General features: G+C 38.1%; 4 protein-coding genes. 3 read left to right on the top strand and 1 reads right to left on the bottom strand.

Features of this window, described 5'->3' with window-relative positions; genetic code table 11:
• Window positions 1-23: 23 nt before the first annotated feature.
• The 3 genes from E1171_RS09630 to E1171_RS09640 all read left to right on the top strand — a co-directional run bounded on the left by E1171_RS09630 (window position 24) and on the right by E1171_RS09640 (window position 4,831).
• Window positions 24-1,025: a 4-hydroxyproline epimerase gene (locus tag E1171_RS09630; protein ID WP_155205793.1), complete on the top strand. Its 1,002-nt coding sequence runs from the start codon at window positions 24-26 to the stop codon at window positions 1,023-1,025.
• A gap of 121 nt (window positions 1,026-1,146) precedes the next feature.
• The gene (locus E1171_RS09635; protein WP_155205794.1) at window positions 1,147-2,409 is read left to right on the top strand and encodes an NAD(P)/FAD-dependent oxidoreductase; all 1,263 of its coding nucleotides are present in this window, start codon (window positions 1,147-1,149) and stop codon (window positions 2,407-2,409) included.
• Between the two features lie 157 nt (window positions 2,410-2,566).
• On the top strand, window positions 2,567-4,831 hold the full coding sequence (locus E1171_RS09640; RefSeq protein WP_155205795.1) for a S9 family peptidase: 2,265 nt from the start codon (window positions 2,567-2,569) through the stop codon (window positions 4,829-4,831).
• Window positions 4,832-5,091: 260 nt separating this feature from the next.
• Here the strand turns inward: E1171_RS09640 and E1171_RS09645 are convergent, their stop codons facing one another.
• Entirely contained in the window at window positions 5,092-5,760 is a 669-nt protein-coding gene (locus E1171_RS09645; RefSeq protein WP_155205796.1) for a class I SAM-dependent methyltransferase, read from the bottom strand.
• Between the last annotated feature and the right edge of the window lie 485 nt (window positions 5,761-6,245).

The raw sequence follows: 6,245 nt of genomic DNA on the forward strand, positions 1-6,245 counted from the left end.
TCTTAATTATTAATAAAAAGAGAATGGCTAGAAAAACATTTTTTTGTGTTGATGCTCATACCTGTGGAAATCCTGTTCGTGTCGTTGCAGGAGGAGGTCCGGTATTAACGGGCAAAACCATGAGTGAAAGGAGACAACATTTTTTAAGGGAATATGATTGGATTCGTCGTGGTTTGATGTTCGAACCAAGAGGGCATGATATGATGTCCGGAAGTATTCTTTATCCTCCTTCTGATCTGGCAAATGATGTTGGAGTATTATTTATAGAAACAAGTGGATGTTTACCCATGTGTGGGCATGGAACCATAGGGACTGTTACAGTTGCCATTGAAGAGGGGCTGGTTATTCCTAAGGAGGAAGGAAAGTTACGACTAGAGACTCCAGCGGGTTTAGTAACCATAGCTTATACACAAGAGGGGAAAAAAGTTACCTCCGTTAGGTTAACAAATGTACCTGCTTTTTTACACTCAGAAGGTCTGGAAGTGAAAAGTCCCGATTTGGGGAAATTAAGGGTGGATGTTTCTTATGGGGGAAACTTCTATGCTATAATTGAACCTCAAGAAAATTTTAGCGGGATCCAGGATTACACTGCTGGAGATTTGGTTCGTTTTAGTCCTAGAATTAGAAGAAGAATGAACGAATTATATGATTTTGTTCATCCCAATAATGATACCATTAATGGTTTGAGTCATCTTTTATGGACAGGGGATACAATTTCAGAGGAGGCAGATGGGAGAAATGCTGTATTCTATGGGGATAAAGCTATTGATCGCTCTCCTTGTGGTACAGGAACCTCGGCTCGTATGGCACAATTAGCTGCTAAAGGAAAATTAAGGAAAGGTGATACTTTTGTTCACGAAAGTGTAATTGGAAGTATATTTAAAGGGAAAGTAGAAGAGGAAACTGCTTTAGGAAGTAAAAAAGCAATTATTCCAAGTGTGGAAGGTTGGGCAAGGGTAATCGGCTATAATAATATCATTATTGATGATGATGATCCTTATGCACACGGGTTTCAGGTTATCTGAAAAAAATATTGAGCATTTATCTTCGGAAAACCTGTAGAAGTAATTAAATTTTGGTTCTTCGGGTTTTCCTTTTTAAAGGTGTTTAACTAAATCATTTTTTCTCTGAATAAATAAAAAATAAATGGCAGAAAACCCAAGGAAAGTTATTGTTATAGGGGGAGGTATTATAGGTGTTTGTTCGGCCTATTACCTATGGGAGGCTGGTTATAAAGTCCAGTTGATTGAGAAAGATGAGGTAGGTATGGGCTGCTCTTATGGTAATGCTGGCCTTATAGTCCCGAGTCATATAGTACCCCTTGCGGCTCCGGGTATGATTTCCCAGGGGTTGAAGTGGTTGCTTAATCCAGAAAGCCCTTTTTATATCAAACCCCGCTTAAATAAACGATTAATTTCCTGGTTGTGGTTATTTTATAAGTCCGCCAATGCAAAACATGTGCAGCAATCCGGAAAAGGCTTGAGGGACCTAAATATGTTGAGTAGGTCTCTTTTTCAAGAAATTTCCAAGGTGGAAGGTATAAATTTCGAATTGAAGAAAAAGGGGCTATTGATGTTATCCAAAAGTACGAAATACCATGAGGAGGAGATGGAAGTTGCTCATATGGCCAATGAACTTGGAATGGAAGCTCATGAGGTAGGTCCTGAAGAAATCCAGGCCTTGAATCCCGATATCAAGATTGATGCTTATCGTGGAGTCCATTATTTAAAGGATGCACACATACAACCTGGTGATTTTGTTAAAAGTCTGGTAAAATATTTGGAAAAGCAGGGAGTGGAGTTTCATCGGGGCACAGAAGTCCATAGTTTTTTACTGGATGGAAGTAAGGTTAAAGGAGTAATTACCTCAAAAGGAGAGGTAGAGGCAGATGATTTTGTTTTAGCCTGTGGTGCTCTTTCTCCTCATTTATCAAGCCAGCTAAATCTCAATTTGCCAATGCAATCAGGTAAGGGATATAGCGTGACCATAGAAAATGCCCAGTATAAACCCGTTACCCCTTTAATTTTGATGGAAGCTAAAGTTGCCGTTACCCCTATGGGGAGGGACCTTCGATTTGCCGGCACAATGGAGATAGCTGGGGATCAATTAAATATTAATCAGAGAAGGGTTAAAGGTATTTTGAATGCTATTCCTAATTATTTGCCTGAATATGATAGGCTAGAGGAGGCCTATTCAAATAAAGCCTGGAGTGGCTTAAGGCCTTGTTCTCCTGATGGCTTACCTTATATTGGTAAGTTCCAAAAATTTAACAATGTTGTGGCTGCAACAGGCCACGCCATGATGGGTGTTAGTTTAGGTCCTGTTACCGGAAAGCTTGTTGCGGAAATTATTGCAGGGGAAAGAACATCTGTAGATATAAAGGCTTATAATCCTGATCGGTTCAACTAAATCTCAGAAATATTTCGAGTGAATAATTTCGATTTGTAAACTTGAAATTTTAAAAGCTAGTTAGGAAGCTTCAAGTATTGGGTGTTATAATTTTTTATCCATAGGGTGTTGGATAATTTATACTGATTTGTAATTAGTGTCTTATTAAAATTCTACTATGAAGTTAAAATATTTCTATTTAATTGTACTATTGCTAATTGGAGGAGGCTTAGAAGCACAGCAAAACTCTTCCAAGTTAACACTTGAGAGGATATTTAATTCTGGGGATTTTAGAACTGAACGATTTGGGCCTGCCAGGTGGTTGTCTGACGGAGAATCCTATACTACACTGGAAATGTCTCAATCAACCAGGGGTAGAGATATTGTTCGCTATAATGCTAAAACAGGAGAAAGGGAGGTCTTTGTACCAGCGGAAAGATTAATTCCACAAGGAAAAAATGTTCCTTTATGGATTAGCGATTATCAATGGTCCAATGATGGCCGTAAGTTATTAGTATTTACCAATACAAAGAAAGTTTGGAGATATAGTACCAGGGGTGATTATTGGGTGGTGGATTTGGATAGTTGGAAGATGCAAAAACTAGGAGAGGACGCCAAAGCTTCATCTCTGATGTTTGCTAAATTTTCGCCAGATGCCAGTCGGGTAGCCTATGTAAGTGAAAACAATATTTATGTAGAAAATATTTTAAATAATGAAACAACCCAGTTGACCACAGATGGATCCACTACTCTTATAAATGGAACATTTGATTGGGCATATGAGGAAGAGTTTGACCAAAGAGATGGGTTCCGTTGGAGTCCGGATGGGGAGAATATTGCTTTCTGGCAAATAGATGCGGAAGGGATAAAGGATTTTTTAATGATTAATTATACCGATTCTCTTTATTCTTATGTTAAACCTGTCCAGTACCCAAAAGTGGGAGAGAGACCTTCTTCAGCTAGAATAGGGGTGGTTAGTGCTAAAGGTGGGGATATTCAATGGATGAAACTAGAAGGAGACCCTCATCAGCACTATATTGTCCGAATGGATTGGGCTGGAAACTCAAAGGAATTAATGATTCAACAACTGAATCGTAAACAAAATACTAATAAACTTTTATTGGCAAATGCTTCTGAGGGTACCATTCGTTTGCTCCATACTGAAAAGGAGGATACCTGGATTGACCTTCATAATGATTTGAGATGGTTGCAGGGAGGTAATAAGTTCCTTTGGTTAAGTGAAACAGATGGTTGGAAACATGTGTACATTGGTAATAGAGGTGATGGGAAGCTAAAACGAATCACTCCATGGGATTTGGATGTGATTAGTATTCAGCTAGTGGATGAAAAGAAGGGATGGATGTATTTTATAGCTTCTCCTGACAATCCCACTCAAAGATTTCTTTATCGAAGCCGTTTAAATGGAAAAGGAAGTCCACAAAAGGTTTCTCCAGAAAACTTGAAGGGAACTCACCAATATCAAATCTCTACAAATGGAAAATGGGCAATTCATACCTATTCTAATGCTAATACTCCGGCCATTATTGATATGGTGAGTTTACCCAATCACCAATCCGTACGTTCATTGGTGGACAATAAGGCCCTAAAAGGTGAAGTAGCAGCCTTAAATATTAAGTCTCTCGAATTTTTTAGGGTGGACATTGGTAATGAAGTGAAGTTAGATGGATGGATCATAAAACCTGTAGAATTTGACCCTACAAAGAAATACCCTGTATTGTTTTATGTTTATGGTGAACCATGGAACCAAACCGTACTAGATCGTTGGGATGGATGGAGATTTCTATGGCATCAATTTATTGCTCAACAAGGCTACGTAGTGATCAGTGTAGATAATCGTGGAACGCCAGCGCCAAGAGGTAGCGCATGGAGAAAATCCATTTATGGTCAAATAGGTATTCTGGCATCCTCGGATCAGGCTGCCGCTGCGCTGAAAATTTCCGAATGGGGCTTTATTGATAAAGATCGATTAGCGATATGGGGACACAGTGGGGGAGGTGCCATGACTTTAAATGCACTATTTCGTTATCCTGATATTTATAAGACTGGAATGTCCGTGGCACCGGTAACCGATCAACGGCTTTATGATAATATATATCAGGAACGGTATATGGGACTTTTGTCGGAAAATGCGGATGGCTATAAAAATGGCTCACCCATAACTTATGCAAAAGACTTGAAAGGAAATCTCTTATTGGTTCACGGAACAGGAGATGATAATGTACATTACCAAAATTCTGAAAGACTAATCAATGAATTGATACGTCATAATAAGCCATTTTCAATGATGGCTTATCCAAATCGCTCACATGGCATTTTTGAAGGGGAAAACACGACCTTGCATTTGAGAACTTTGCTGACCAATTATCTGAAAGCAAACTTAGAGGCAGGGCCAAAGGTAAAAGGGGTAGCCAAAAAAGAGTGATAATTAATTCCGAAAGTTTTTAGTTTGTTATAGTTTGCATGGAAAAGACACAGGCAATGTTGCCTGTGTTCTTTTTTTTTGAACTTTCCTTTTTCTGACTAGTCTCATAGCTAATGTTAGATGGGGCAATTTTAGGAAAATTTTTGGCAAATAAAGAAGACAAAATTTTCTGTCCTTTCTCCTTTTATCCCGTATTCCATTGTTAAAGGAATTGAAATTGAATTGGGTAAAAATCAAAGCTTTTTTTCTGTTTTCAATTTCTACTTAACAAATTCCATTACCACATATGACCCTTCTCCATGCCCTTCTTTAATTGGTTCAATATCAGTGATCTGTTCTAAAGGTCTGAAAAGGGTTTGAGTACTCTTTGGAGTTTGTTTGAATCCAGCAGTACGGGCTAGGGCAATTACCTTTTCCGGCGTGTGGAATTTCGCCGTGTGGTAAAAAATATTTTCGGCCCTACGGGATTCATAGGACAATCCAATTTCACTATTTCGGTCAATAAATCCCACAATCATTGAACCCCCTTTTTTTAGCACACGGTGTGCTTCTTTAAAGGCTTTGCGTGAACTGGCTAAATGACAAATGGTCACGAAAAGAACAAAATCAAAAAGCATATCCTTATAAGGAAGGCTTTCTGCAACACCATCAACAACTTCTAAGCCACGATCCCGGGCTATTCTTCGCATCGGTTGAGAGGGCTCTACCCCTTCTTTTATGTTAAGTGGAAGAGCATACTTTCCAGTTCCTAATCCGACCTGAATTCCATGACTAGCATCGGGAATATGTTCTGTCAGTGCCAGGATTTCTGATTCAAAAGCATATTTATGTCGATCGAACCATGTTTCATACCTTTCAACATGGGTCTCGAAGGGGGCAGTTTCAATCATGGCTGCATTAGTTTTGTAAGCTAAAAATTTAATTTTCAAAAGTTAACTTCTATTTCTCCTTTTGCTCTTTAAAAAAACAACTTAAAAAGTAAGATTTAGAATTTTGCCTTCTGCATTTCCTATTTCATTATTAAACTTTCCTCACTCACTAAATATTAAATGTTCTTTACTTTATTAAATCAATGATGGGCTTTTATGGTTCCCAATTGAGGGTGTTTGAAGAGAGGAAGGTTTTATTCAACTATAGGCTATTTTAAGCAATTTAATTACATAAAAATACCGCCCTTGTTTTGAAAGAACTCTTCCTTAAGTAATGCCTCATCAACAAAGCCGAAATAGGTGGAGTGGGGTTCTTTAGGTTTCTTTATATAATCTTTTATGAAAGAACTTCCATATAACATTATTTCGCCGGCATGCCTAAAAAAAATTATGGGAGATTGGTGAAGAATAATTAAATCAACCTTAATCTGTCAAAAAGTTATATTTTTTCATTTCTTTTTTAAGCGTTAAAGGGTTTGGTTAGT

The sequence above is a fragment of the Xanthovirga aplysinae genome (assembly GCF_009711365.1).
GTDB lineage: Bacteria > Bacteroidota > Bacteroidia > Cytophagales > Cyclobacteriaceae > Xanthovirga > Xanthovirga aplysinae.

Excerpts from the sequence above, each read along its gene's own strand:
- E1171_RS09630 (WP_155205793.1), top strand. The coding sequence starts at position 24 with ATGGCTAGAAAAACATTTTTTTGTGTTGATGCTCATACCTGTGGAAAT.
- E1171_RS09635 (WP_155205794.1), top strand. The coding sequence starts at position 1,147 with ATGGCAGAAAACCCAAGGAAAGTTATTGTTATAGGGGGAGGTATTATA.
- E1171_RS09640 (WP_155205795.1), top strand. The coding sequence starts at position 2,567 with ATGAAGTTAAAATATTTCTATTTAATTGTACTATTGCTAATTGGAGGA.